Raw genomic sequence first — 20,833 nt, forward strand, 5'->3', positions numbered from 1 at the left:
GGACAGGCCTGTCCGCCCGGGAAGGGGCCCCTGGTGTGAGCGCCCAGCCCGTGCAATCCCGGGACGGGGCCGCCCCCTTGGGGCAGGGCAGCCTGTGAAGGGCCGCTGGTGTGAGCGCCCGGCCCCGGAGAGGGCCCGGCGCGGCCCCGGGACAGGCCCGCCCCGTTCGGGGCAGGGCAGCCAACGTAGCCCGGACAGGCCCGCCCGTCCCGGGAAGGGGCCCACGGTGTGAGCGCCTGGCCTGGTTCGTGCCCCTGGCGTGAGCGCTCCGCGCGAAGCCAGCACCCCCGGTGTGAGCGCCCGGCCCGTGACGGGGCCCGCGCAGCCCGGGGACTGGGCCCGCCCCGATCGGGCAGCAGCCCGCGCAACTCCGGGACAAGACCCACCCCGCCCGAGGCGGGCCCCCGCGCGTCAGCCCACAGTGCGGTCGTGATGCGCCAGAACCAGATGCGGATCCGTTTCGCCCGGTGCCGGGGCCGGGTCGGCGTGGACCAGGGCCGCGGTGAGCTTCGGGACCGCGTGCAGCAGGGCGTGTTCGGCCTCGACCGCGATGGCGTGCGCGTGGCGCACGCTGACCTCGCCGTCGACCACGACCGCCACCTCGGCGCGCAGACGGTGCCCGATCCAGCGCAGCCGCAACTCGCCCACCTCACGTACGCCCGGCACCGCGCGCAGCGCCAGCTCGGCCCGGTCCACCAGGGCCGGGTCGACGGCGTCCATCACCCGCCGGAACACCTCGCGGGCCGCGTCCCGCAGCACCACCGCGCTCGCTGCGGTGATCGCCAGGCCCACGACCGGGTCGGCGAGCTGCCACCCCAGCGCCGCCCCGCCCGCGCCGAGGAGCACCGCGAGCGAGGTGAACCCGTCCGTGCGCGCATGCAGCCCGTCGGCCACGAGAGCGGCCGAGCCGATCTCACGGCCCACCCGGATCCGGTGCCGGGCGACCCACTCGTTGCCGACGAATCCGATGACCGCCGCCGCGGCCACGGCCGGGATGTGCTGTACCGGGCGTGGGTCCAGCAGCCGGTCGACCGCAGCCCAGGCGGCGAACGCGGCGGAGGCGGCGATGGTCAGCACGATCACGATTCCGGCGAGGTCCTCGGCACGGCCGTACCCGTAGGTGAAACGGCGCGTGGCCGCACGCCGGCCCAGGACGAAGGCGACGCCGAGCGGTACGGCGGTCAGGGCGTCGGCGGCGTTGTGCACCGTGTCGCCGAGCAGCGCGACGGATCCGGACAACACGACGACGGCCGCCTGGGCCAGTGCCGTCCCCCCGAGTACGGCCAGCGAGACCCACAGCGCCCGCATGCCCCGAGCGGAGGACTCCAGCGCGGAGTCGAGCTTGTCGGCGGTCTCGTGGGAGTGGGGGACAAAGAGGTGCCGGAGGCGGGGCAAGGGCCCGTTACGGTGCGCGTGGCCGTGGCCGTGACCGTGGCCGTGACCGTGGCCGTGCGGGTGGTGATGCGGACGGGCCTGATCGAGATCGTGACCGGGCGCTCTGTCGTGCTCGTGCCCCGCGTGTTCGTGTCCCATCCGAAGGCCCCTTCCGCCGCGCGGCAGTGGACGCGTCCGCCCCCACAGGGCCATTATGTGCGTATGAGCGCACGCATGCACCTATCACCTGCGGACGATGCGCAGCCGCGCACGGATGGCGCGGCCGGCGACCATCCCCGCACCCCTGGCGAGGAGCAGTTCGCGCTCGCTGCCGAGTTGCTCGCCCTGCTTGGCGACCGCACCCGTCTCGCCCTGCTGCACGCCCTGACCGGTGGGGAGGCGGATGTCTCCACGCTCACAGAAGCGTGCGGCGCGGCCCGGCCGGCGGTCAGTCAGCATCTGGCGCGGCTGCGGCTCGCAGGACTGGTCCAGACGCGCAAGGAGGGCCGCAGGGTGATCTACTGGCTGCGCGACGGCCATCTGCGCAGGGTCGTGGACGAGGCTCTCAGCCTCGCCGACCACCGGCTCACCGACCGTCCGGCGCACGACTGACGGGTGCGCACGGCGCCGTGGCCGCAGGACGCGCGTGACGCCGTACCCGAACCCCCGGCCGCCGAATGCCGAAGGACGCGTCACCCGGGCTGGGTACGAGCCGGGTGAGTGACGTAAAGGCGCCCGCGTCGGGCGCCCTTACGCGACACCGGCCGTCGGCGGCCGGCAGTGCGTGCTCCTGCCGAGTGAGGCCCAGACGCGAAGTCGCACCGAGGTCGGGCGCGCCCACACAGCCTCCCGTTCGGGCAGGTGCCCCCGGCCCGGCGCTCGTTCACCGGGTGTTGTCGTCCTCGCCCGCTTCCAGCAGGTTGGCCGCCGCACCCACGATGCTGGGATCGGGGCTGCCGACGACCTCCTTGTCCTTGTCGCTGTAGTCGAAGCGGGCCAGGACGCTGCGCATCGCCTCCACCCGCGCCCGCTTCTTGTCGTTGCTCTTCACCACGGTCCACGGCGCGTAACCGGTGTCCGTCTCGCGGAACATGGTGACCTTGGCGGCGGTGTAGTCGTCCCAGCGGTCCAGGGAGGCAAGGTCCATCGGGCTGAGCTTCCACTGCCGTACGGGGTCGACCTGACGGATCGTGAAACGGGTGCGCTGCTCGCTCTGCGAGACGGAGAACCAGAACTTCACGAGGTCCACGCCGTCGTCCACCAGCATCCGCTCGAACAGCGGCGCCTGGCGCATGAAGCGGTGGTACTCGTCGTCCGTGCAGAAGCCCATCACGCGTTCGACTCCGGCCCGGTTGTACCAGGACCGGTCGAACATCACTATCTCGCCCTCGGTCGGCAGGTGTTCGACGTAACGCTGGAAGTACCACTGCCCGCGCTCGCGCTCGGTCGGCTTCTCCAGAGCCACCACCCGGGCGCCGCGCGGGTTGAGGTGCTCGGTGAAACGTTTGATCGTCCCGCCCTTGCCGGCCGCGTCGCGGCCCTCGAAGACGATCACGAGACGGCGGCCGGACTCCTTGATCCAGCTCTGCAGCTTCAGCAGTTCGATCTGCTGGAGCCGCTTGTGCCACTCGTACTCCTTGCGCTCCATCCGCTGGTCGTACGGGTAGTTCTCCCGCCACGTGTCCACCGGGCTGCCGTCGGGGCGAAGCAACACCGGATCGTCGTGGTCGGTGTAGTCGACCCGCAGGCCTTCCGTCACCAAAGGTGTCATCACGTCCTCCCTGCCTGCTCTCTCAGTGGAACTGCGGCACGATCAGATAGATTCCGTACGCGACCGCGGCGGCACAGGCCAGGAAGCAGAGCCCCGCCTGGGCGATGCCGACGGCATGAGTGCCGCCGTCCCGCTCGCGGGCGTGCTCGACCTGTGCCAGGCCGAGCACGCCGAGCGCGAAGACGACGACCACACCGACGGTAACTCCGATGCTGACCGCGGTGACCTCGCCGAGGGCTGTCCAGTCAAGGTGCATGTCTCGTATTCTTCCTGGCTCAGGCGGCGGTGCCGACGCTCGTGGGGGCGGTGGCGCGAACGGTGACCTCGTGGCTGTCGTTCACGTTGTGGGCGTGTACCGGGTTGCGGCGCGAGGCGACGACGATGAAGGCGGCGACGGCGGCGGCGACGAGGGCGATCACCACGGTTCCGGCGTTCCCGCCGTGTTTCACCACGGCGGCGGACACTCCTCCGACCAGCGCCGCCGACGGGAGGGTGATCAACCATGCGATCACCATGCGGCCCGCGGTGCCCCAGCGCACCTCGGCGAGCCGTCGCCCGAGTCCCGCGCCGAGGATGCCGCCGGAGCAGACCTGCGTGGTGGACAGGGCGAAACCGAGGTGGGCCGAGGTGAGGATGACGGTGGTGGACGCTGCCTCGGCGGCGAAGCCCTGCGGCGACTGGATGTCCGTGAGCCCCTTGCCCATCGTGCGGATGATCCGCCAGCCACCCAGATAGGTGCCGAGCCCGATGGCGAGGCCGGCCGTCGCGATCACCCACACGGGAGGACCGGCGTCATGTCCCAGTGCTCCCGCGGAGATCAGCGTGAGCGTGATCACGCCCATCGTCTTCTGCGCGTCGTTGGTGCCGTGCGCGAGGGAGACGAGCGAGGCGGAGGCGATCTGCCCGAGGCGGAAGCCCTTGGTCACCGACTCCTTGCGGCCCCGGGCCGTGATCTTGTAGGCGAGGTAGGTGGCCAGCAGCGCCGCGAGACCGGCGACGACGGGCGAGGCGAACGCCGGGACCAGCACCTTCTCGACAACCTTGTCAAAGTGCACGCCGTTGCTGCCGGCGCCCACCCATACGGCGCCGATCAGACCACCGAACAGCGCGTGCGAGGAACTCGACGGCAGTCCGACGAGCCAGGTGAGTAGATTCCACAGGATCGCGCCGACCAGCCCGGCGAAGATCATCCCGGGTGTCACCAGGGTGTCGTCCACGATGCCGCCCGAGATGGTCTTCGCCACCTCGGTGGACAGAAAGGCGCCGACGATGTTCAGCACGCCGCTGATCAGGACCGCGGTTCTCGGCTTGAGGGCGCCGGTGGCGATGGATGTGGCCATCGCGTTGGCGGTGTCATGGAATCCGTTCGTGAAGTCGAAGGCCAGTGCCGTGACGATGACGGCGGCCACGAGGAACGTGATGTGGTCCATTCCCCGATCTAAGCAACCCGAGACGTACTGACGGAGAATCACAAGCGAAGCGGAACCGTGTGTCTGATGGGCGAACAGGCACCGGATGCACAGCCGGTCAAGGGTGTAGGGAAGCCCCTGCGGGGTACGCGGTCGACTCACGGTGGCACGGTGCGGTCCCGGTGGGGTGCGGAGACGGCCGTGGGCCAGAACCCTCGGGGGTTCTGGCCCACGGCCGGTCACGCACGGGGCGCCGACGAGCCGGATCCCCTAGGGATCAGGCGGCGGCGGGGGCGGCCTGCGAGAGCTGGTCGATGACCTTGGTCAGGCCCTCGACGACCTCGGCGTCGTCGGCCGGGTGGGTCTCGGCGAAGCGGGTCACGGAGCCGGGGATGGACAGCTTGGCCTCCTCGACGACGGTGCCGCCGGCGATGCCCACGGCCTTGCGGGCCTCGTCCTGCGCCCACACACCGCCGTACTGGCCGAAGGCCGTGCCGACCACCGCGACCGGCTTGCCGACCATGGCGCCGGCGCCGTACGGGCGGGACAGCCAGTCGATCGCGTTCTTCAGAACGGCCGGGATGGTGCCGTTGTACTCGGGCGAGAACAGCAGCAGGGCGTCGGCCTGGTTGGCGGCGGCACGCAGCGTGGCCGCGGCGGCGGGCACGTTGCCCTCGACGTCGATGTCCTCGTTGTAGAAGGGCACCTCGGCCAGACCCTCCTGGAGCACCACCTCCACGCCCTCGGGGGCGTGCTTGACGGCGGCCTCGGCGAGCTGGCGGTTGTGGGAACCGGCGCGAAGGCTGCCGACGAGGGCGAGGATGCGTACGGACATGGCGTTAACTCCCAGAATCTACGATCAGCACGAACGGAACGACTGAGTCCGTTGAATGTTGTACCACTTTAACCGGACCTCGGTCCACTTTCTATCATGTCAAACGGACCACGGTCCGATTGTCTTCCCGGGGCGCTAGGCTGATCTCATGACCGAGCCGCTTCCGCACTTCCCCGCGCCGCCGGACGACCGGGGCCCCGCGGACCTCAGCCTCATGCCGAGTGGTGAGCGCGCCCAACTGCGCGCCGACGCCGCGCGCAACCGCACCCGCCTGCTGGAAGTGGCCGCCCGCCTGGCCGCCGAGCGCGGCATCGCGAACGTGACCATGGAGGCCATCGCCTGTGGCGCCGGGGTTGGAAAGGGCACGGTCTTCCGTCGGTTCGGCGACCGCACCGGCCTCCTGGTGGCGTTGCTCAGCCATCAGGAGGAGCAGTTCCAGGCGGCCCTGATCTCAGGACCGTCGCCGGTCGGCCCGGGGGCGCCCGCGGTGGAGCGGCTGCACGCCTTCGGCTCGGCCCTCATGCGCCACGAGCAGGCACACCGGGATCTGTATCTGGCCGCCCACGCGGAGCCGGGCCGCATTCGTACGAGTCCGCCGTACCAGTTCCGGCTGGCCCACGTCTGCATGCTGCTGCGCGAGGCGCGCGCCGACGGCGACATAGACCTCGTCGCGCACACCCTGCTCGCCTACCTGGAGACGGTGTTCGTCGACCACCTGGTCACCGGCCGCGGGATGTCCATGGAGCGCCTCGAGGTCGGCTGGTACGACCTGGTCGACCGGTTCACCGGCCGATGTAGCGGCTGACGTCCCTTCGAGCCTTCGAGGGCCCGAAGATGGTGGCCATGACCCCTCCCAGCAGAAGAGCCGAGATGTTCGTCGCCGCCGGGCCGGATCCCCGTCCCCTCGGCCCCGCCACGGGCGGCGAACGCACCCTCCTGCGCGATTTCCTCGCCGCCCAGCGCACCACGCTGGAACTCAAGTGCCAGGGTCAGCAAACGCAGTTGTCGCAGCGCTCCGTGGCGCCGTCCACCCTCTCCCTGCTCGGCCTGGTCCGGCACCTCGCCGACGTCGAACGCCGGTGGTTCCGGTGTGCCTTGGCCGGTCAGGACGCACCGCCCAGGTTCTCCTCGCCCGCCGACCCCGACGGGGACTTCACCGGGGCGATCCCCGACCCGGAGGTGGTCCTCCAAGCCTGGGAGGCCTGGCGTGCCGAGGTCGCCTTCGCCGAAGCCTTCGCCGCCGACGCGCCGCACCTCGACGTCGAAGGCCATGACTCCTGGCGTGGCACGGTCTCGCTCCGCTGGGTACTCATCCACATGATCGAGGAGTACGCCCGTCACAACGGGCACGCGGATCTGCTGCGGGAGCGCATCGACGGGGCAGTCGGCGTGTGAGGAGCGCCTACGCGGGCGTGTGCGGAGCGCCTATCCGGGGTGTGTCTCGAGGCTAGGACGTTTGTGCAGGTCAGCGGCTTATTATCGGACATGACAATGGTCACCGATGCAGCCTTTGCCGAAGGGCCCCGCGATGCGTTTCACTGCGATCAGGGCACCCGATGCAAGGGAGAGGGCGGACCAGATGAGCGACCACGGCCATGGGCACGGCGTGGGAGGCCACGCCGGGCACTCCCACGGTGTGTCCGCGGACGCCGACCGCCGCTGGCTGGCCCTCGCGCTGGCCCTGATCACCGTGTTCATGGCGGTCGAGGTCGTCGTCGGTGTCCTCGCCGGCTCCCTGGCCCTGATCTCCGACGCGGCCCATATGCTCACCGACGCCGCGTCCATCGTGCTCGCCCTCGTCGCGATGCGGCTCGCTGCTCGTCCTGCCCGCGGCGGTTTCACCTATGGGCTCAAGCGCGCGGAGATCCTCTCCGCCCAGGCGAACGGCCTCACGCTGCTCCTGCTGAGCGTCTGGCTGGCGTACGAAGCCGTACGGCGCCTCATCGCCCCACCGGCAGTCGTCGGGGGAGCGATGCTGGTCACCGCCCTCGTCGGCATCGTCGTGAACGTGGCCGCGGCCTGGTGCATCTCGAAGGCCAACCGCACCTCACTGAACGTCGAGGGTGCGTACCAACACATCCTGAACGACCTCTTCGCCTTCATCGGCACCGCGGTCGCCGGTCTGGTCGTCGTCCTGACGGACTTCCAGCGCGCCGACGCGGTCGCCACGCTCGTGGTCGTGGTGCTGATGGTGAAGGCCGCGTACGGGCTGCTGCGCGACTCCGGTCGCATCTTCCTGGAGGCGGCGCCCGCCGACGTGGACCCGGACGCGCTCGGCGACCGGCTCGTCGCCCGGGCCGACGTCGTCGAGGTGCACGACCTGCACGTGTGGGAGATCACCTCCGGCCAGGCCGCGCTGTCCGCACATGTCCTGGTCGAGCCCGGCCGCGACTGCCACGCCGTCCGCCGTGATCTCGAGGACGTCCTGCGGCACGACTACGGCATCACTCACACCACCCTCCAGGTCGACCATGCTCCCGAGCAGGTCCTCCAGTTGGCGCTGCCGGGCGACCGGAAGAGGGCGGACGACGCGGATGCCCACTGCGAGGCCCCGCACGGCCCGGTGCACCGGGAGGAGCCGCACCACCACTGACGGGCACTGCCGTGCCCGTCCCGTCTTGACCGTCTCTTTTGCCGATTACCTCTGATGCAGAGGTAATCTTGCGGATGTGGGATCGGAAGACTTCACCGACGATTTGTCGGACGCGCTCGTCGGCGTGCAGCGGCTGATCCGGCGGCGGCTGCGCCGCGGGATCAGTGCGCCGCGGCTGCGCGGTGCCGAGGTGGAGCTGTTGCGCCTCGTCGCGACGCGGCCGGGCATCGGGGTGTCGGACGCCGCGAGGGAGCTGTATCTGGCGGGAAACTCCGTCTCGACGCTCGTCAACCAGTTGGTGCGGGACGGCTATCTGGTCCGCGAGACGGACCCGGCCGACCGGCGGGCCGCGCGACTGCTGCCCACGGAAGCCGCGGAGGCGCGGCTGAGGGATTGGCGGGAGCGGCGCACGGCACTCGTGCGCCGCCAGGTGGCCCGCCTCGACGAGGTGGATCGCAAGGCGCTGGAAGCGGCCCTTCCGGCCCTGCGCAAGCTGGCGGAGAACCTGCACGAGGAGGCCGAGGAGATATGAAGCGCAGCGCAACGGACGGCGAGACCCCGAAGGTCGACGCGGTCACCTGTGCCGGACTCCGCTACTCCTTCGGGGAGACCACCGCGGTCGACGGGCTCGACCTCTCCGTCGGCGACGGCGAGGTGTTCGGACTGCTCGGCCCGAACGGAGCGGGCAAGACTACGGCGATCCGCTGTCTCACCACCCTGCTCCCGGTCCCGGCGGGCATGGTTCGCGTCTTCGGTCACGACGCGACCCGTGAGCGCATGGACGTACGGCGCCTGCTGGGCTACGTACCGCAGCAGCTCTCCGCAGACTCCGGGCTCACCGGCCGGGAGAACGTCGCCCTGTTCGCCCGCGTGTTTGACGTGTCCCGGCGTGAGCGGGCCCGGCGCGTGGAGCAGGCGCTCGCGGCCGTCGACCTGACCGCCGCCGCCGACCGGCTGGCGAAGACGTACTCCGGCGGCATGGTCCGCCGGCTCGAACTCGCCCAAGCCCTGGTGAGCGCGCCCAGGCTGCTGATCCTCGACGAGCCGACGATCGGCCTGGACCCGATCGCCCGGACCAACGTGTGGGACCACATCAACGCCGTGCGGGCCGCCACCGGCATGACCGTCCTCGTCACCACCCACTACATGGACGAGGCCGACCAATACTGCGACCGGGTCGCTCTCATGCACCGCGGTCGCGTCCGTGCCCTCGGCACGCCCGACGAGCTGAGGAGCGGCCTTCGGGAGCGGCTCGGCACCGATGGCCCGCTGCCGACGCTGGAGGACGTCTTCCGGGACGTCGCCGGCAGTGGACTCGACGACCAGTCAGGAGACTTCCGCGATGTCCGAAGCACCCGCCGCACCGCGTCCCGTGTCGGCTGATCCCGCGCGCGAGGTGGAGCTCGACCTGCTGCTGGCCCCGCCGCGGGCCCGGACCGGCTGGAAGGTGCTGCCGGCCCGGGTCGGCGCGATGTGCGCGGTCGAGCTGCAGAAACTGCGCCACGACCGCACCGAGCTGTACACCCGCGCCATCCAGCCGGCGCTGTGGCTGCTGATCTTCGGCGAGACCTTCACCCGGATCAGGGCGATCCCCACCGGCGGCATCCCATACCTGGACTACCTGGCCCCCGGCATCATCGCCCAGTCCGCGATGTTCATCGCCATCTTCTACGGCATCATGATCATCTGGGAGCGTGACGCCGGGATCCTCACCAAGCTCCTGGTCACACCGACCCCGCGGGCGGCGCTCATCACCGGCAAGGCCTTCGCCGCCGGGGTCAAGGCGCTGATCCAGGCGGTCGTGGTCGTCCTGATCGCGGCGGTCCTCGGCGTGGCGATGACCTGGAACCCGCTGCGACTGCTGGGCGTCGCAGTGGCCGTCGTCCTGGGCTCGGCCTTCTTCTCCTGCCTGTCCATGACGATCGCGGGCATCGTGCTCACCCGCGACCGTCTGATGGGCATCGGCCAGGCGATCACCATGCCGCTGTTCTTCGGCTCCAACGCCCTCTACCCCGTGTCCGTCATGCCCGGCTGGCTGCAGGCCATCAGCAAGGTCAACCCCCTCAGTTACCAGGTCGACGCGCTGCGCGGACTCCTCCTCGGCACACCCTCCCACCTGCTGGCCGACTTCGGCGTCCTGGCGCTGGCCGCGGCCCTGGGTATCACCTCGGCCTCGTCGCTGCTGGGGCGGCTGGCCCGCTGAGCCCGCGGTCACCGCTTCTTCCAGAACGCCATCAGATCGGCAAGGGCCCTGATGATCTCGGGACGCTCCGCCGCCTCCGCCTGGCGCAGGCTGATGAGGAGTGACAGCAGGATCATGACGACGAAGAGTCCGACCGCATAGAGGATGAGCTGCGGAGCGGCGACGGCCACTTGCTCCAGCACGGTCCACATGGTGCCTCCCGGACGGTCCCGTCCGCCGCCTCCGAGAGGCTTCGCCCTGACGCGAAGACCTCAGCGGAGGCAGGCGGACGCCTGTCATCACCCAGCACCCGCCGACTGCGAACCCCGGTGGCGTGGTGCGGGAGGGAAGGCACGTCCTCACCGAGGAAGCCTTCCTGTACCCGGTCGGCATGGTGTGGCGCTCGTACCTCGAGCGGCTCGGCGCCACGACCGCGTCGTCCTGCTCCGTGAGTTCGGCGGGGACGGCGTCATCGAGTCCGGCGAGTCGGCGCCCTGCGCGGCCCCGTCTCGTCGACGCTGGCGGTGCGGGGCAGACCCCTCGACACCGCCTGACCAGTAGCTTCGCAAGATCGACCATAGTCGCGAGGACAACCTGGACCCGCCTGACCCGCACATCCGTTCACTCGTTGGGTCCTCACGGCCCGGCCATACGGGTGGCCCGGCGCCGGCCCGTGGGCCGGCGCGGCCACCGGGACACGGACTAGTGCAGGGACGGAATCTCGATCGCCGGGCAGCGGTCCATGACCATCTCGAGACCCGCGTCGCGCGTCCGCTCGTACGCCGCCTCGTCGAGCACGCCGAGCTGGAACCAGACGGCCTTGGCGCCCTTCGCCACGGCTTCATCGGCGACCGCGCCGGCAAGATCGCTGTTCACGAAGACATCGACGACATCGACGTCGAACGGAATGGCGTCGAGAGATGGGTAACCCTGTTCCCCGTGCACCGTCTCGGCCTTCGGGTGAACCGGGACGATCCGCTTGCCGAAGCGCTGAAGGACCTGGGCGACTCGGTAGGCGGCGCGCTGCTCGTTCGAGGAGAGACCGACGATCGCCCAGGTGTCACCGAGTTCGGTCAGGATCTTGCGGACTGTCTCCGTCTCACTGTGCATGCTCTGCCTCCGCTGGGTCGATGTTCGCCGCAGACGGAAACGACCTTCGACTGTGTGCCATTCCCGGCGGCTCCCGGAGAGTGAGGAGAGCGGGAGGAAGGTGAGTAAGAGGGGGAGGGGATCCACTCCTCCTCTCACCGAGGTCCGATCCCTCCAGACGTGTCGACCGACCCTGCGAGGCCTGGGCCCGGGCCCAGGCAGCATGCGCACAGCGGGAGACGGGAGCGACCCGGCTCAGAGTGCGGCACGGCACTTACCGAGTGATCTAGGCTGTTGTGAGATCAAGCCCCCGGCGCGCGTGGTCTCTGTGCAGGAAACTGCGCGGAACATGCATCCTTGAGCACGGGACATCGTCGTCCAGCGTGCCCTCGCCCCTGGTCCAGCATCGCCTGGCGGTGCCCCGATGCGGCCGGTTTCGACTGGGGAGAGGTACCGAGTCCTGCGGGGATCGCGGGCCACGTTTCGGATCTCGGCCTCGTCGTCGCCGGCGACATCGTCTACAACGGTGTCCACCCCTACCTGGCCGGCGGCGAAAAGGCCCGCCCGCTCGCTGAGCGGCGAAACCACTGGATCGCTGTCATCGACAAGATCGCTGCTGTCGACCGCGCGTCGTCGTCTCGGGGCACAAGGCCCCACCTCTTCCCCGGCACAACCGTCAACGACCGGGCACCTCGAGTGGTAGCCAGTGACCTGCGGAAGAGGTCCGCGGTTCGGTACGGGAGGCGGGGACGCGGAGGTGATGGCCGTCGCCGTTGACCGGTGCGGTGCCGCAGCGCTTCGACGAGAAGCCGCTGCGGCACCCGCGGAGGCCGGACGGATCTCTGCCCGGGACGCTCGGCGAACTGGTCCAGGAAATCCGTTGGTTCCGCTCAATCAGCTCGTGAGGCTCTCACCTCACGGCATCGATGGCCGATTCGATGACCTTGGCGACCGGCTCCGGGTTGGAGATGAGCGTGAGGTGCGAACCGCCCTCGAACGTAGTGACCTTCGAGCCTGCCCGCCGCGCCATCTTCATCTCGGACGCGGGAGTGATGATCTGGTCTCCGGTGCTGATGAAGAACCAGGAGGGAATGGTCTTCCACGCCGCGTACTTGGAAGGGGTGTTGAGGGCGGCGGTCGAGGCGGCGCGTTGCGACGCCCAGAGATCGGTGGCCTGTTGCACCGGCAGGTTGTTGGCGAAGTTCTTCAGGAAGACGCCCTTCTTGAGATAGAGATTGCTGGCTCCGGCCGGGGCGTTGGCGTAGGGCACCGAGTCGAACAGTGTGCTGGCCGGTGCGTTGAGGGCGGAAGTGGAACCGCTCAGGGACGCCGTGGTCTCCCCTACGGCCGGGGCGGCGGCGTCGACGAAGACGAGTGCTTTGACGTTCCCGGTCTGGGCGGCCGCATTGGTGATCACAGCGCCGCCATACGAATGCCCGACCAGGACCACGGTTCCGGGGATGCTCTGCACGAAGTCGGCGACCGTGCGTGAGTCGGTGGTCAGGTTCTGCAGCGGGTTGGCGATGGCGCGGACGGTGTATCCCTCGCGCCGGAGAATGTCGATCTCACCGTTCCAGCTCGATGTTCCGGCCCAGGCGCCGTGCACCAGCACCACGGTGGGCTTGCTGCTCTTCGACGCCGGGCTTCCGGCGAGCTGGACGGTGGCCGTCCGTGCGATTGCCTGTCCGTTCCTGGCCTCGGTGCTGCAATTGATGGTCAGGGCGGTCCCTGCGACAGTGGCTGCCGATGCGCACAGTGCGATCCGTATGAGGCTTCTTCGTGATCCGAAGACATGCATGAACGGGCAGTCCTCCTTTGCTCTTCTGCTCCACCCGAGCGTGCGACTGCGAGGATGCGCGTGCATCGGAAGGCGTCGCCGAGCAATCCGCGGCCGGACATGAGATCGGCCTCTTCTGCGACACTATGTGCCCGCCAGTGCGTAGTGCTCGTTACGAGGGGCCCAATGGGTGATGTTCCCGCCCCACCCGCGGAAACGGCCGTGGAGGTCGAGGTGCGGGGTCAGCCGAGTTTGCGTCGCAGTTGCAGGCTGTACAGCACCAGGAGCGAGGGCGCGATCAGCACTGCGGCGACGCAGGTCACCATGAACAGCACCCACAGGCTGGCCGCCGGAGCCGCTGCGTGCTGGATGGTCAGATGCGTGCCCAGGAGGTAGGGGTACTGGGCGATGCCCCAGCCCGCGACGACGGTGGCGATCGCGATGGCCGCCAGGGTCCGTACGACGGAAGGGCGGCCCCTGCGCAGCAGGAGCAGCGCGGCGAGGCCGCACACGCCGGAGACGGCGAGGAGCGGAGCGCCCACCGTGCTCAGCTGGTGGAACAGGCGCGGGGAGTCCGTGTGCAGGAGGAACACACCCGCCAGTGCCACCAGACCCGCGGCGATGCCCGCGCCGAAGGCCCGGTAGCGGAACGCCTTTTCCAACGAGGTGTCTCCACGGCGCTGGGCCTGTCCGGTGAGGAACACGGCGGCGAGATAGGCGCAGACCGTGACCGCGAGTACTCCGCCGAGAATGGACGTCGGGTTGACCCAGCTGGTCAGCGCGTCACCGTGCCCCGCCGAGGGGACGCGTCCGGAGGCGATCCCGCCCGCGATGGTGCCGAAGAAGTACGGAGTCAGTACCGACGAACAGGCGAAGACGGCACCGCTGATCCGCTCGCCCCGGCTCCGGGTCAGCACATGACGGAAGGCGAAGCCCGCTCCTCTCGCGACGATGCCCAGTGCCGCCAGCCCGAGGGGGATGTACAGGGTGGTGGTGATGGCGGTGAAGGCCTGGGGAAAGCCCGTCCAGATCGTGACGAGGCAGAAGATCAGCCACGTGTGGTTGGCCTCCCACACCGGGCTGAGGGAGAGGTTGATCAGCTCGCGAGCGTGCCGTCCCCGGGCAGGTCCCCCGGCCGTCAGGTCCCAGAAGCCGGCCCCGTAGTCCGCCCCACCGAAGAGGGCATAGGCGATGACCCCGACGAACAGGATCGCGGCGATCAAGGTGCTCATGCGTCATCACCTCCGGTGGAGCGCCCGTTCATCGCCGGCGCCGGCTCGGGGCCGTACGGGACCGCGACGGCGTCGGTACCTTCCCGGGACCACCGGCGGCCCATGGTGCGCAGGACGTACAAGGCGCCGGCGCCGACGCAGGCATAGATCGCGAGCACCGTCGCGAAGAGCGGCCACAGATTGCCTTGCGTGGCGACCGCGTCCCTCGTCAGCAAGAGCCCCACGACGGTCCAGGGCTGGCGCCCGACCTCGGTCACCACCCAGCCGCTCTCCAGGGACAACAGCGCGACCAGACCGGCGATGGCCGAACAGCGCAGGAACCAGCGGTTCATCGGCACCTCGCGCCGCCGCCACCACAGCCAGCCGAACCAAAGGGACAGCAGGAGCAGGAGTGAGGCGGTGCCGACCATGACGTCGAAGGCGAGATGCACGACGCTGACCACGGCGTCCGTGGGACGTACGGCGGCCGGGATCGCGTCGAACCCCTTGATCGTGGTGGAGGGGCGGAAACCGGCGAGGATCGAGGCCACGTCGGGCAGCGGGATGCCGTATCGCACCTTGCCGTCGATGTAGACGCCGCCGACGGTCTCCGCAACGTGATCGCCGGTGGTCGGCACCATCTCGATGGCGGCGAACTTCGCCGGTTCCCTGTCGAACACCTGGCGGGCGATGGTGTCCCCGACGATGAATTGCAGCGGCATGGCGATTGCGGCGACCGTGAAGGGGACGAGAAACCCGAGCCGGTGGTAGCGGTCCCGACGTCCCTTGAGCAGGCCCCAGGCGTACACCCCCGCCACCATGAACCCCGCGACGATGTACGCCGCGAGGAGCATGTGCACCATTTCCCACCAGAACGCGCCGTTGAAGAAGACCCTGGACGGGATCACGTCCACCACACGCCCGTTCTTCACCACGACCCCCGCAGGCTGGTTCATCCAGCTGTTGGCCGCGATGACGGAGGCCGTTCCGCCGACGCCCGCCAGGGTGACCACCACACCGGTGAAGAAGTGCGGCCACGGTGGAAGCCTCTTCCAGCCGTAGATGTAGATGGCCATGAAGATGGCTTCGAGGAAGAAAAAGAGCCCTTCGATGGCAAAAGGAAACCCGAACGCCGACCCGAATCTGTTCATGAGTCCGGGCCACAGCAGCCCCATCTCGAACGTCAGCACCGTGCCGGTCACGGCCCCCACGGCGAACAGTACGGCGGCCACTTTGGACCACCGCTGCGCCAGGAGCAGCGCCTGCTGATCGTCGCGGCGGAGCGCCCAGTACTGACAGAACAGCATCATGAAAGTGAAGGCGACACCGAAGGGCACCAGAATGATGTGGAAGCCCAGGGTGAACGCCATCTGCTCGCGCGCGGGGAGGAGTTGTGGCGGGTCGGCGGCTCCCAGGAGGGCAGACAACACCATAATTCCTCTTTTCGACTCGGACGGTGGCGGACGATTCGTTTGGCGTGGCGAAAACGGGCTGCCGGCGCCGGCACCCAGCGGCCGGGGCGCTCCCGCCAGGCGGCGAACACATCCGGATGCTGACGTGCCGTCCAGGCGCAGGCCTTCTATATGGCCCGGCCAGGCGTCGGCCGGACAGTCGAATCCCCGTTCGCCTCATTTATCCGCGGGATGGCGCGAGGCCCGTTCAACGGCGGATTCCAGCGGACCATGAACCGGCTGACACTCCTGGGCTCGCGCCACCCGGACGCAGGACAACGGCGGGATTGGGGAGTCGGCCGCGGGCCGCGAAACTCCTCTTTTGCCGTCGTCTTTTCGACGCCCGCTCCCGTCTCCTGCGCATCGTTCATGGCCTTTACCTTTCGGCACCTTGTGCCAGCCTGAAGAGTGATCCTCCCGAGTGGCCGGGCCGAGTGATTGCCGGGGTGATTCCGAGCATGTCTTGCCTTCCGCGGCCGATGGTAAACAGCCACTCGGCGGCACACCCGCTCCGCCGGGCGACGGTTTCGCAGGTTCCTCCTGCAGGGCCATGCCGTCGGCGCCAGTCGGCGGAAACGCCGAGCAGGACAGCGCACCGATGCGGTGCCCCGCCGGGGCACGTGTGTCCGGAACGGCCCCCGCTTCGCTGCGCCGGGGCCGTCGGCCGCCTACGCTCGCTCCGTGCTCCGAATCATCGACGCCCGCAGCGGCGAGCCCACCGAGATCCGTCCGGGCCTGGTCCGCGTCCAGGCGCACACGGCCGGCGCCGACACCTCCGCCCTGCGGGTGCTGCTGGTGGCCGACACGCTGGCCCGGGCCCTGGAACTGAGCGGAACACCCGTGGTCACGGTCGCCGCGCTGCCCGCCGGACTCCGGGCACGCGTCGAGGACTTCGCCATCCGGCCCGCGGAGCCCGACGCACCCGGCGTCGGACGGGTCCTGCACGTCCTCGGCGCGGGGGGCACGGCTCCCGACGGAGTGCACGTCGAGGTGGCTCCGGCGACCGGGTCCTACGACGCCGGCGAGCCGTCGGCCGTTCGCCTAGCCCTGCTCGCCCGTGCGCGCCGGGAGCCCGTGCAGCTGGATGCGGCCGTCCTCGGCGAGGCGCGCGACACGCTCGCGCACTGGCGGAAGGCCGTCGCGGGCTGGTCGACCCGCCCCTCGAAACCCATCCCCCCGCAGGTGCGGGACGCGTTGCGCGCAGCCTGGGAGGACGATCTCGACATGCCGGCCGTCCTCGATGTGCTGCGCCGGGTGGAGAGCGCCGACGACGTGCCGGACGGTGCGCGCTTCGAGACGTACGCCTACGCCGACCGGTTGCTGGGTCTGGGCCTCGCCCGTGAGATCGGGGCCCAGGCGTGAACGGCCACTCCGATGACCGCCCGCTGCGCAGACTCGTCGTGCTGCGGCACGCCAAGTCCGATTGGCCCGCCGGGGTCGACGACCACGAGCGGCCACTCGCGCCGCGCGGCCGCCGGGACGCCCCGGCCGCCGGACGGGCGCTCGCCGAAGGGGACTGGCTGCCCGACCTCGCGCTGTGCTCGACCGCCGTCCGGGCCCGGCAGACCTGGGAGTTCGCCTCGGCCCAGTGGGGCACTCCACCACCAGTGCGACTGGACCCGCGGCTCTACGCCGCCGACGTGCCCGACCTGCTTCAGGCCGTACGCGACGTACCCGCCTCCGTAGAGACCTTGCTGGTGATCGGTCACAATCCGGGTCTGGCGGAGCTGGTTCTGGCACTCGCGGGGGACGGCCTCGACGACACCCTGGACCGGGTCCGCGCCAAGTTCCCCACCTCCGCCATCGCCGTACTCGCCTGGCACGGCGTCAGCTGGGACGCCCTCGCCCCGGGCGCGGCACTCCTGACGGACGTGACCGTGCCGAGGGGCGGGAAGTAGGGCGGGTGGCAGGGGCTAACCGACATGGATCCGGGGCCTGCGCTCCGGGTCGGGCTCGGCGCGGCGCAGCACCTCACGCGTGACCGGGGCGACTTCGCCGTCCCCGAACACGAGGAAGCGCGGCAGGTGGCTGAACGGATTGCCCTCGGTCCAGCTGAAGTAGGCGTGCGGCACCTCGCCGGTGCGTTCGCGGAGCTCCATCAGTACGGCCGCGATGGTGTTGGGCACCGTCGCGCCGGCCACGCGCAGCCTGCGCACCCCGTGCTTCTCGTCGCCGTGGACGGCCAGGTCGGTGGTGAAGTCCGAGGAGTCGGCGACGAAGACCTCCAGGAACAGCACCGGGCGCCCGCCGGGGATATGGGTCTCTTCCCGCTGGCTGTACTCCTTCGCGCGGTACTCGCCGGTGGTGTGCTCCTGCGGCTCGTTGGCGATCAGCCTGAGTGGCCCGCTCGCCGCGGCCTCGTCGATGAACCGGGCCGCCGTCTCGTCGAACGCCACGGCCGCCGCGCGTAGTTCGAACGCCCGGTGTACACGTGAGGCGAAGGACGTGACCAGGATCGCGACGATGAAGATCAGCGCGATCTTGATGCCGTCGGGCCGCTCGATCACGTTGGTCACCAAGGTGTACGCGAGGACGGCGGTGATCGTGCCGAAGCCGAGTGCGGCCGTCCGGTGACCGCGCCGGTGCACGGCGACCGTCGAGGCGAACGCGGCCGAGAGCATCAGTACGAGCACTCCGGTCGCGTACGCGCCGCTTTGGTCGTCGACGTTCGCGTCGAACCAGAGGGTGATGAGCGCCGCGGCCGCGATGAAGACCAGGACGAGAGGCCGTACGGCGCGCGTCCACCCCGGAGCCATGCCGTAGCGCGGCAGATAGCGCGGCACCAGGTTCAGCAGCCCGGCCATCCCGGAGGCGCCCGTGAACCATTGGATCGCGATCGTCGCGATGTCGTAGACCGTGCCGAAGCCCTCGCCGAGGTGCTGGTGCGCGAGATACGCGAGCGCCCGTCCGTTGGCCGGTCCGCCGCTCTTGAAGGCGTTCTGCGGGATCAGGATCGTCGTCGCCAGGCTGGACAGCAGAAGGAAGACGCTCATGATCACGGCGGCTGTGGTGAGCAGTTTCCGGGTGTCCCGGACCCGGCCGGCGGGGTCCGCGCAGGTGTCCGTCGGATCGCCCTTGACCTGCGACATCACCGCCACGCACGTCTCGAAGCCGGACATGCCGAGCGCCAGTTTCGGGAAGACGAGCAGCGCCACTGTGACCATCGCGAGCGGGGAGGTCCCTCGACCCGGCCCGGGCCCTCGTGCGGCGCGCGGGTGGGCAGCCGCATACGCTGGGCCGATGCAGGAGGAGTACCGCACAGTCGCCCGCGCGGGCGTGCACGAGACAGAGGTCAACCGCTCCCGCTTCCTGTGCGCCCTCGCCCCGGCCGCCTCCGAGCAGGAGGCCCAGGACTTCATCGCGGGTGTCCGCAAGGAGCATGCCGACGCCACGCACAACTGCTTCGCGTACGTCGTCGGAGCCGACGCCGCTGTGCAGAAGGCCAGTGACGACGGCGAACCCGGCGGCACCGCGGGCGTCCCCATGCTCCAGATGCTGCTGCGCCGCGACATGCGGTACGTGGTGGCCGTCGTGACGCGCTACTACGGCGGGGTGAAACTCGGCGCGGGCGGGCTCATCAGGGCGTACGGGGGAGCCGTGGGCGAAGCCCTCGACGCGCTCGGCACCGTCACCCGCCGCCGGTTCCGGCTCGCCACGGTGACGGTCGACCACCAGCGCGCGGGCAAGGTGGAGAACGACCTGCGGGCGACCGGCCGTGACGTCCGGGACGTGCGCTACGGGGAGGCGGTCACGATCGAGATCGGGCTGCCGGACTCGGACGTGGAGGCCTTCCGGGCCTGGCTGGCGGACGTCACCGCGGGTACGGCCGGATTCGAACTCGGCGGAGAGGCGTACGGGGACGGGTGACGGGCCCGGCGTCCGACGCATGGTCGGCCCTGATGCGGGCCGATACGGGAGTAACCGCCCGTGATGTCAGACCCGGCCGTTAGTCTCGGGGATCATGAGGCTGCTGCACACTTCCGACTGGCATCTGGGCCGGGCGTTCCACCGGGTGAACCTGCTCGACGCCCAGGCCGCGTTCATCGGGCATCTCGTCGCGACCGTGCGTGAGCGCGGCGTGGACGCGGTGGTCGTGTCGGGGGACGTGTACGACCGCGCGGTGCCGCCGCTGGCCGCCGTCGAGCTGTTCGACGACGCCCTGCACCGCCTCGCCGAGCTCGGCGTGCCCACGGTCATGATCTCCGGCAACCACGACTCGGGCCGCCGTCTGGGCGTCGGCGCGGGGCTCATCGGCCGCGCGGGCATCCATCTGCGGACGGACCCGGCGGCCTGCGGAACACCGGTCGTACTCGCCGACGCCGACGGCGATGTGGCCTTCTACGGCCTGCCGTACCTCGAACCGGCCCTGGTGAAGGACGAGTTCGTGGTCGAGAAGGCGGCACACGAGGCGGTGCTCGCCGCCGCCATGGACCGGGTCCGCGCCGATCTCGCCCGGCGCGTACGCGGCACCCGTTCCGTCGTCCTCGCCCACGCCTTCGTCACCGGCGGCGAACCCAGCGACAGCGAGCGGGACATCACGGTCGGCGGGGTCGCCGCGGTACCCGCCGGCGTCTTCCACGGAGTGGACTACGCGGCCCTCGGCCATCTCCACGGCAGCCAGACCATCACCGAGCGGATCCGCTATTCCGGTTCCCCGCTGGCGTACTCCTTCTCCGAGGCCGGCCACCACAAGAGCATGTGGCTCATCGACCTGGGCGCGGACGGCTCGGTCACGGCGGAGCGCGTGGCCTGCCCGGTACCGCGCCGCCTGGCACGGATCCGGGGACGGCTGGAGGACCTGCTCGCGGACCCCGGGCTGGCGGGCCACGAAGAGGCATGGGTGGAGGCCACCCTCACCGATCCGGTGCGGCCCACCGAACCCATGGCCCGGCTGACCGAGCGCTTCCCGCACACGCTCAGCCTCGTCTTCGAACCCGAGCGCGCCCCCGAGGAGTCCGGCGTCTCCTATGCCCGGCGGCTGGCCGACCGCTCCGACCAGGAGGTCGCGGAGGACTTCGTGCTGCATGTGCGCGGGGCGGGGCCCGACGAGCACGAACGGTCCGTCCTGCGGGACGCGTTCGACGCGGTGCGCGCCGACGAGGCGGTCCTGGAGGCCGCCCGGTGACCATGCGTTCACGGGA

21 protein-coding genes and 1 pseudogene are annotated in these 20,833 nt (G+C 70.2%); 11 read left to right on the plus strand and 11 right to left on the minus strand.

All coding sequences use genetic code 11. The annotated features are described in order from the left end of the window. Positions 1–411 precede the first annotated feature (411 nt). The gene (locus ACWDA7_RS09255) at positions 412–1,533 is read right to left on the minus strand and encodes a cation diffusion facilitator family transporter (RefSeq protein ID WP_450603521.1); all 1,122 of its coding nucleotides are present in this window, start codon (positions 1,531–1,533) and stop codon (positions 412–414) included. 63 nt (positions 1,534–1,596) lie between these two features. Here ACWDA7_RS09255 and ACWDA7_RS09260 point away from each other — a divergent pair, with 63 nt between their 5' ends. Further along, on the plus strand, positions 1,597–1,986 hold the full coding sequence (locus ACWDA7_RS09260) for a metalloregulator ArsR/SmtB family transcription factor (RefSeq protein ID WP_432925357.1): 390 nt from the start codon (positions 1,597–1,599) through the stop codon (positions 1,984–1,986). 271 nt (positions 1,987–2,257) lie between these two features. Here ACWDA7_RS09260 and ppk2 read toward each other — a convergent pair whose 3' ends face one another. From ppk2 to ACWDA7_RS09280, 4 genes are all read right to left on the minus strand, one after another. Continuing rightward, entirely contained in the window at positions 2,258–3,145 is an 888-nt protein-coding gene (ppk2, locus tag ACWDA7_RS09265) for a polyphosphate kinase 2 (protein ID WP_450603522.1), read from the minus strand. A 22-nt stretch (positions 3,146–3,167) separates the two neighbouring features. Continuing rightward, on the minus strand, positions 3,168–3,401 hold the full coding sequence (locus tag ACWDA7_RS09270) for a hypothetical protein (protein WP_450603523.1): 234 nt from the start codon (positions 3,399–3,401) through the stop codon (positions 3,168–3,170). Between the two features lie 19 nt (positions 3,402–3,420). Beyond that, positions 3,421–4,575 carry an anion permease gene (locus ACWDA7_RS09275; RefSeq protein WP_450603524.1) on the minus strand — a complete coding sequence of 385 codons (1,155 nt, stop codon included), beginning with the start codon at positions 4,573–4,575 and terminating at the stop codon, positions 3,421–3,423. A 256-nt stretch (positions 4,576–4,831) separates the two neighbouring features. Next, entirely contained in the window at positions 4,832–5,389 is a 558-nt protein-coding gene (locus ACWDA7_RS09280) for an NAD(P)H-dependent oxidoreductase (protein ID WP_432925349.1), read from the minus strand. A gap of 148 nt (positions 5,390–5,537) precedes the next feature. On the opposite strand from ACWDA7_RS09280, the gene ACWDA7_RS09285 reads away from it, so the two are divergent. From ACWDA7_RS09285 to ACWDA7_RS09310, 6 genes are all read left to right on the plus strand, one after another. After that, complete coding sequence (locus ACWDA7_RS09285) at positions 5,538–6,194, plus strand: TetR family transcriptional regulator (RefSeq protein ID WP_432925347.1); 657 nt, start codon at positions 5,538–5,540, stop codon at positions 6,192–6,194. A gap of 38 nt (positions 6,195–6,232) precedes the next feature. Further along, positions 6,233–6,784 carry a DinB family protein gene (locus ACWDA7_RS09290; protein ID WP_450603526.1) on the plus strand — a complete coding sequence of 184 codons (552 nt, stop codon included), beginning with the start codon at positions 6,233–6,235 and terminating at the stop codon, positions 6,782–6,784. A 184-nt stretch (positions 6,785–6,968) separates the two neighbouring features. Beyond that, positions 6,969–7,982: a cation diffusion facilitator family transporter gene (locus tag ACWDA7_RS09295; RefSeq protein WP_450603527.1), complete on the plus strand. Its 1,014-nt coding sequence runs from the start codon at positions 6,969–6,971 to the stop codon at positions 7,980–7,982. A gap of 76 nt (positions 7,983–8,058) precedes the next feature. Beyond that, the gene (locus ACWDA7_RS09300; RefSeq protein WP_359398391.1) at positions 8,059–8,514 is read left to right on the plus strand and encodes a MarR family winged helix-turn-helix transcriptional regulator; all 456 of its coding nucleotides are present in this window, start codon (positions 8,059–8,061) and stop codon (positions 8,512–8,514) included. Continuing rightward, the gene (locus tag ACWDA7_RS09305) at positions 8,511–9,365 is read left to right on the plus strand and encodes an ABC transporter ATP-binding protein (protein WP_450603528.1); all 855 of its coding nucleotides are present in this window, start codon (positions 8,511–8,513) and stop codon (positions 9,363–9,365) included. Before ACWDA7_RS09300 ends, ACWDA7_RS09305 begins: the two co-directional genes overlap by 4 nt. After that, positions 9,325–10,185 (plus strand): ABC transporter permease, encoded by an 861-nt coding sequence (locus tag ACWDA7_RS09310; RefSeq protein WP_432925337.1) that lies wholly within the window; start codon positions 9,325–9,327, stop codon positions 10,183–10,185. The genes ACWDA7_RS09305 and ACWDA7_RS09310 overlap by 41 nt, the downstream gene beginning before the upstream one ends. Before the next feature lie 8 nt (positions 10,186–10,193). Here ACWDA7_RS09310 and ACWDA7_RS09315 read toward each other — a convergent pair whose 3' ends face one another. From ACWDA7_RS09315 to ACWDA7_RS09335, 5 genes are all read right to left on the minus strand, one after another. Further along, positions 10,194–10,376: a hypothetical protein gene (locus ACWDA7_RS09315; protein WP_450603530.1), complete on the minus strand. Its 183-nt coding sequence runs from the start codon at positions 10,374–10,376 to the stop codon at positions 10,194–10,196. A 490-nt stretch (positions 10,377–10,866) separates the two neighbouring features. Further along, a complete protein-coding gene (locus tag ACWDA7_RS09320) occupies positions 10,867–11,274 on the minus strand; it encodes a CoA-binding protein (protein ID WP_450603531.1) in 408 nt (135 codons plus the stop codon). 889 nt (positions 11,275–12,163) lie between these two features. Beyond that, positions 12,164–13,051, minus strand: a complete 888-nt coding sequence (locus tag ACWDA7_RS09325; protein WP_450603532.1) for an alpha/beta hydrolase — start codon at positions 13,049–13,051, stop codon at positions 12,164–12,166. Positions 13,052–13,272: 221 nt separating this feature from the next. Further along, positions 13,273–14,262, minus strand: a complete 990-nt coding sequence (locus ACWDA7_RS09330) for a cytochrome d ubiquinol oxidase subunit II (RefSeq protein ID WP_450603533.1) — start codon at positions 14,260–14,262, stop codon at positions 13,273–13,275. Further along, the gene (locus tag ACWDA7_RS09335) at positions 14,259–15,674 is read right to left on the minus strand and encodes a cytochrome ubiquinol oxidase subunit I (RefSeq protein WP_450603534.1); all 1,416 of its coding nucleotides are present in this window, start codon (positions 15,672–15,674) and stop codon (positions 14,259–14,261) included. Before ACWDA7_RS09335 ends, ACWDA7_RS09330 begins: the two co-directional genes overlap by 4 nt. 699 nt (positions 15,675–16,373) lie before the next feature. On the opposite strand from ACWDA7_RS09335, the gene ACWDA7_RS09340 reads away from it, so the two are divergent. Next, a complete protein-coding gene (locus ACWDA7_RS09340; protein ID WP_450603535.1) occupies positions 16,374–17,054 on the plus strand; it encodes a hypothetical protein in 681 nt (226 codons plus the stop codon). Continuing rightward, positions 17,051–17,590: a SixA phosphatase family protein gene (locus tag ACWDA7_RS09345; RefSeq protein WP_450603536.1), complete on the plus strand. Its 540-nt coding sequence runs from the start codon at positions 17,051–17,053 to the stop codon at positions 17,588–17,590. Before ACWDA7_RS09340 ends, ACWDA7_RS09345 begins: the two co-directional genes overlap by 4 nt. Positions 17,591–17,605: 15 nt before the next feature. Here ACWDA7_RS09345 and ACWDA7_RS09350 read toward each other — a convergent pair. Then, a pseudogene (locus ACWDA7_RS09350) lies at positions 17,606–18,871 on the minus strand (amino acid transporter); the annotation flags it as partial. A 61-nt stretch (positions 18,872–18,932) separates the two neighbouring features. On the opposite strand from ACWDA7_RS09350, the gene ACWDA7_RS09355 reads away from it, so the two are divergent. Then, positions 18,933–19,559: a YigZ family protein gene (locus tag ACWDA7_RS09355; protein ID WP_450603537.1), complete on the plus strand. Its 627-nt coding sequence runs from the start codon at positions 18,933–18,935 to the stop codon at positions 19,557–19,559. A 94-nt stretch (positions 19,560–19,653) separates the two neighbouring features. Beyond that, entirely contained in the window at positions 19,654–20,817 is a 1,164-nt protein-coding gene (locus ACWDA7_RS09360; protein WP_450603538.1) for an exonuclease SbcCD subunit D C-terminal domain-containing protein, read from the plus strand. Positions 20,818–20,833: the final 16 nt, after the last annotated feature.

The organism is Streptomyces sp. NPDC001156 (assembly GCF_053598275.1).

Coding starts and splice junctions, on each gene's coding strand:
- ACWDA7_RS09255 (WP_450603521.1), bottom strand. CDS start 1,533: ATGGGACACGAACACGCGGGGCACGAGCACGACAGAGCGCCCGGTCAC.
- ACWDA7_RS09260 (WP_432925357.1), top strand. CDS start 1,597: ATGAGCGCACGCATGCACCTATCACCTGCGGACGATGCGCAGCCGCGC.
- ppk2 (WP_450603522.1), bottom strand. CDS start 3,145: ATGACACCTTTGGTGACGGAAGGCCTGCGGGTCGACTACACCGACCAC.
- ACWDA7_RS09270 (WP_450603523.1), bottom strand. CDS start 3,401: ATGCACCTTGACTGGACAGCCCTCGGCGAGGTCACCGCGGTCAGCATC.
- ACWDA7_RS09275 (WP_450603524.1), bottom strand. CDS start 4,575: ATGGACCACATCACGTTCCTCGTGGCCGCCGTCATCGTCACGGCACTG.
- ACWDA7_RS09280 (WP_432925349.1), bottom strand. CDS start 5,389: ATGTCCGTACGCATCCTCGCCCTCGTCGGCAGCCTTCGCGCCGGTTCC.
- ACWDA7_RS09285 (WP_432925347.1), top strand. CDS start 5,538: ATGACCGAGCCGCTTCCGCACTTCCCCGCGCCGCCGGACGACCGGGGC.
- ACWDA7_RS09290 (WP_450603526.1), top strand. CDS start 6,233: ATGACCCCTCCCAGCAGAAGAGCCGAGATGTTCGTCGCCGCCGGGCCG.
- ACWDA7_RS09295 (WP_450603527.1), top strand. CDS start 6,969: ATGAGCGACCACGGCCATGGGCACGGCGTGGGAGGCCACGCCGGGCAC.
- ACWDA7_RS09305 (WP_450603528.1), top strand. CDS start 8,511: ATGAAGCGCAGCGCAACGGACGGCGAGACCCCGAAGGTCGACGCGGTC.
- ACWDA7_RS09310 (WP_432925337.1), top strand. CDS start 9,325: ATGTCCGAAGCACCCGCCGCACCGCGTCCCGTGTCGGCTGATCCCGCG.
- ACWDA7_RS09315 (WP_450603530.1), bottom strand. CDS start 10,376: ATGTGGACCGTGCTGGAGCAAGTGGCCGTCGCCGCTCCGCAGCTCATC.
- ACWDA7_RS09320 (WP_450603531.1), bottom strand. CDS start 11,274: ATGCACAGTGAGACGGAGACAGTCCGCAAGATCCTGACCGAACTCGGT.
- ACWDA7_RS09325 (WP_450603532.1), bottom strand. CDS start 13,051: ATGCATGTCTTCGGATCACGAAGAAGCCTCATACGGATCGCACTGTGC.
- ACWDA7_RS09330 (WP_450603533.1), bottom strand. CDS start 14,262: ATGAGCACCTTGATCGCCGCGATCCTGTTCGTCGGGGTCATCGCCTAT.
- ACWDA7_RS09335 (WP_450603534.1), bottom strand. CDS start 15,674: ATGGTGTTGTCTGCCCTCCTGGGAGCCGCCGACCCGCCACAACTCCTC.
- ACWDA7_RS09355 (WP_450603537.1), top strand. CDS start 18,933: ATGCAGGAGGAGTACCGCACAGTCGCCCGCGCGGGCGTGCACGAGACA.
- ACWDA7_RS09360 (WP_450603538.1), top strand. CDS start 19,654: ATGAGGCTGCTGCACACTTCCGACTGGCATCTGGGCCGGGCGTTCCAC.